Origin of the sequence: Streptomyces torulosus (genome assembly GCF_001419765.1) — a bacterium.
Classification (GTDB): Bacteria; Actinomycetota; Actinomycetes; order Streptomycetales; family Streptomycetaceae; genus Streptomyces; species Streptomyces torulosus.
Window position 1 is genome coordinate 1 of record NZ_LIRK01000676.1, and the last position, 3,400, is coordinate 3,400.

Here is a 3,400-nt window from a genome sequence, read left to right on the forward strand (position 1 = left end):
TCGCGTAGTTCCCCGCGCCCCTTGAGTGGCGGTGGTGGGCTCGGTGGTGGGGTGTTCAGCCTGTTGCCAGGAGGAGGGTGCCTGCCAGGGCCAGGCCCGCGCCGGCCGCCTGGAGGGGGCGCAGGCGTTCGCCGAGCATGAAGCGGGCGGCCAGGGCGGTGATCACGGGGTACAGCGAGGCGAGGACGGCGGCGACGGTCACCGGGCCGTGCTGGGCGGCCAGGGAGTAGGTGCCGTTGGCGGCCACGTCCGCGAGGCCGACGAAGGCGAACGCCGGGAGCGAGCCGTACGGGAAGCCCTCGGGCGGGAGGGCCGGGGTGCCGCGCCGCACCGAGACGTAGAGGGCGGCGCCGCCCGTGGCGGCGTTCGTGACCCTCTGGACGAACAGGGCCAGGAACAGGCCGGTGAGCGTCGTCGACGCCTCCGCGATCAGGGCCATCACCGCGCCGAAGCCGAAGGCCGCGACCAGGGTGAGGAGGATGGCCTGCCGCTGGACGGGGGCGCCCTTGATCTGCGGGCCGCCCGCGAGCACGACCCCGACGACGGCCACCAGGATGCCGGCGATCTGCGGCAGGGCGGGGCGCTCGCCGAGGAGGAGTCCGATGCCCACCGGGACGGCCACGCTCAGCGAGCCGAGCGGGGAGACGACGCCCATGGGGCCGAGGGCGAGCGCCTTGTAGAAGGCGAGCATGGCGACCGGGCCCACCACGCCGGCGGCCACGGCGAACCACAGCCGGGGGCCGGCCTCGCTCCAGCCGCCGGTCGCGACGACGATCGCGCCGAGCACGACGGCCGCGATCGTCTGGGAGACGACCACCACCGTGAGCGCCGGGACGCGCCTGCTCAGCAGCCCGCCGCCGAAGTCGGCCAGGCCCCACAGGAGGCTGGTGGCCAGGGCGAAGAGTGCGGTCATCGGGCAGCCTCGCAGTACAGTTCGGTGAACGAAGAGTGCACTCCACCGTAGTTCATTGAACTGAACTCTGCCATTCAAAATATTGGACGGAATGTGTCGGACCTCGACCTGCTGACCCAGTCCCTGGCGCGGAACGTCAAACGCTGGCGCACGGAACGCGGCTTCACCCTGGACGCCCTCGCCGCCCGTGCCGGAGTCAGCCGCGGCATGCTCATCCAGATCGAGCAGGCCCGCACCAACCCCAGCATCGGCACCGTCGTCAAGATCGGCGACGCCCTCGGCATCAGCATCACCACCCTGCTCGACTACGAGCAGGGCCCCAGGGTCCGCATCGTCCCGGCCGAGCAGGTGGTGCGGCTGTGGCACACCGACGCGGGCAGCTACAGCAGGCTCCTCGCCGGTACGGAGGCGCCCGGTCCGCTGGAGATGTGGGACTGGCGGCTGATGCCGGGCGAGGGCAGCGGATCGGATCCGCACCCGGCCGGCACCGTCGAGATCGCCCATGTCACCGCCGGCGAGCTGACGCTCACCGTCGAGGGCGCGGAGTACCGTGTCCCGGCCGGTGCGAGCGTCACCTTCGAGGCCAACACCACGCACCGGTACGCCAACCAGGGTGACGTCCCGGCCGAGATGGTGCTGACGGTCTCGGTGCCGCCCGTCCACTGAGACGTCGACTTCTGCTCACCGGCGCTTTGTTAGCGTGCCGGTCATGCGCGCACCCACCGGAGACTTCGACCACGCCAGCCCCGCCCCCGCATGCCTCGACCAGCTCGTCGGGCCGGTCGCCGACGCCGTACGCCACTGGGGCGGCGCCGTGCCCGCCGAGCAGATCCTGTACGTGGAGACGGACCCGCGGTGGGCCGACACCGCCGTGTTCGTCGAGCACTACGGGCGGGACCTGCTGGAGCGGTCCGCGAACTGCGTGGTCGTCGCGGGCAAGCGGGGCGGCGAGTCGAGCCTCGCGGCCTGCGTGGTGCTGTCCACGACCCGCGTCGACGTCAACGGCGTGGTCCGGCGGCAACTGGGCGCCCGCAAGGCGTCCTTCGCGCGGATGGACACGGCCACCGGGGAGACGGGCATGGAGTACGGCGGCATCACGCCCCTCGGGCTGCCGACGGGGTGGCCGGTCCTGGTGGACTCCGCCGTGGTCGACCTGCCGTACGTCCTGGTCGGCAGCGGCCGGCGGCGCGGCAAGCTGCTGGTGCCGGGCAAGGCGTTCGCCGAACTGCCCGACGCGGTCGTCCTGGAGGGGCTGGGCATCGCCTGACCGGCGCCGCGGTCTCCGGGAGGGGACGGGGCATCGTCTGACCGGGGCCCCGCTCTCCAGGGGGAGGGTTGGGGCATCGTCCGACCGGCGCGGATCCGGTGACCGGCGCGGGTCCGGGAACGGCGGCGCCGGGTTCCGGGCCTCGCGGCCCGGAACCCGGCGGCGTACGGCCGTGTGCGACTCAGGCGGCCGCGGCGCCCGCCTGGGCGGTCAGCTGCTCGATGACGGCGGTGAGGCCGGTGACGACCTCGGCGTCGTCGGCCGGGTGGGTCTCGGCGAAGCGGACGACCGAGCCGGGGATGGAGAGCTTGGCGTCCTCCAGGACCGTGGCGCCGGCGATGCCGACGGCCTTGCGGGTCTCGTCCTGCGCCCACACGCCGCCGAACTGGCCGAAGGCGGTGCCGACCACGGCGACCGGCTTGCCCGTGAAGGAACCGGCGCCGTACGGGCGGGACAGCCAGTCGATGGCGTTCTTCAGGACGGCCGGGATGGTGCCGTTGTACTCGGGGGAGAAGAGCAGGAAGCCGTCCGCCTGGCCGGCCGCCTCACGCAGACGCGCGGCGGTGGCCGGGAGGGCCTCCTCGGTGTCGATGTCCTCGTTGTAGAACGGCACGTCGGCCAAGCCCTCGTACAGCTCGATCTCGACGCCTTCGGGGGCGTGCTTCACGGCCGCCTCGGCGAGCTGACGGTTGTGCGAACCGGCGCGAAGGCTGCCGACGAGCGCGAGGATGCGTACGGACATGAGCTGACTCCTAGCAAGGGTGGAAGCAGAAGGCCGGATCCGGGGTTTCAAACGGACCAGGGTCCGTTGAAATTTGTAGCACCCATCCGGACCGCGGTCCACTTCTCTGTGGTGAGCGTTACGCTCTTTTCATGAACGAGCCGCTGCCGCCCTTGGTCAGGCCCTCGGAAAGCGACCCTCTCGACGATCTGATCGACTTCGTTCGGCCCGCCGGCGACCAGCCGCGACTGCGGGCCGACGCCGCACGCAACCGTGCCCGGCTGCTGGAGGTCGCCGCCCGTCTGGCCGGGGAGTGCGGAGCGGGCAACCTGACGATGGAGGCCGTGGCGACCGCCGCGCAGGTCGGCAAGGGCACCGTCTTCCGGCGCTTCGGGGACCGCACGGGACTCCTGGTCGCCCTCCTCGACCACCATGAGCGGGAGCTCCAGGCGGCGTTCCTGACCGGGCCGACGCCCCTCGGCCCGGTCAGGAACGCCGC

At 72.5% G+C, this 3,400-nt stretch carries 5 protein-coding genes; 3 read left to right on the plus strand and 2 right to left on the minus strand.

The features are described from left to right. Window positions 1–55: 55 nt before the first annotated feature. On the minus strand, window positions 56–913 hold the full coding sequence (locus AOK23_RS37115; protein ID WP_055716889.1) for an EamA family transporter: 858 nt from the start codon (window positions 911–913) through the stop codon (window positions 56–58). Between the two features lie 93 nt (window positions 914–1,006). Here AOK23_RS37115 and AOK23_RS37120 point away from each other — a divergent pair, with 93 nt between their 5' ends. Then, window positions 1,007–1,579, plus strand: a complete 573-nt coding sequence (locus tag AOK23_RS37120; RefSeq protein ID WP_055716890.1) for a helix-turn-helix domain-containing protein — start codon at window positions 1,007–1,009, stop codon at window positions 1,577–1,579. A gap of 43 nt (window positions 1,580–1,622) precedes the next feature. Further along, window positions 1,623–2,180, plus strand: coding sequence for a YbaK/EbsC family protein (locus AOK23_RS37125; RefSeq protein WP_055716891.1), 558 nt, complete (start codon window positions 1,623–1,625; stop codon window positions 2,178–2,180). A gap of 181 nt (window positions 2,181–2,361) precedes the next feature. Here the strand turns inward: AOK23_RS37125 and AOK23_RS37130 are convergent, their stop codons facing one another. Then, a complete protein-coding gene (locus AOK23_RS37130) occupies window positions 2,362–2,922 on the minus strand; it encodes an NAD(P)H-dependent oxidoreductase (protein ID WP_055516696.1) in 561 nt (186 codons plus the stop codon). A 131-nt stretch (window positions 2,923–3,053) separates the two neighbouring features. On the opposite strand from AOK23_RS37130, the gene AOK23_RS37135 reads away from it, so the two are divergent. Beyond that, the coding region (locus AOK23_RS37135) for a TetR/AcrR family transcriptional regulator (RefSeq protein WP_157878263.1) at window positions 3,054–3,400 on the plus strand (347 nt) is incomplete at its 3' end.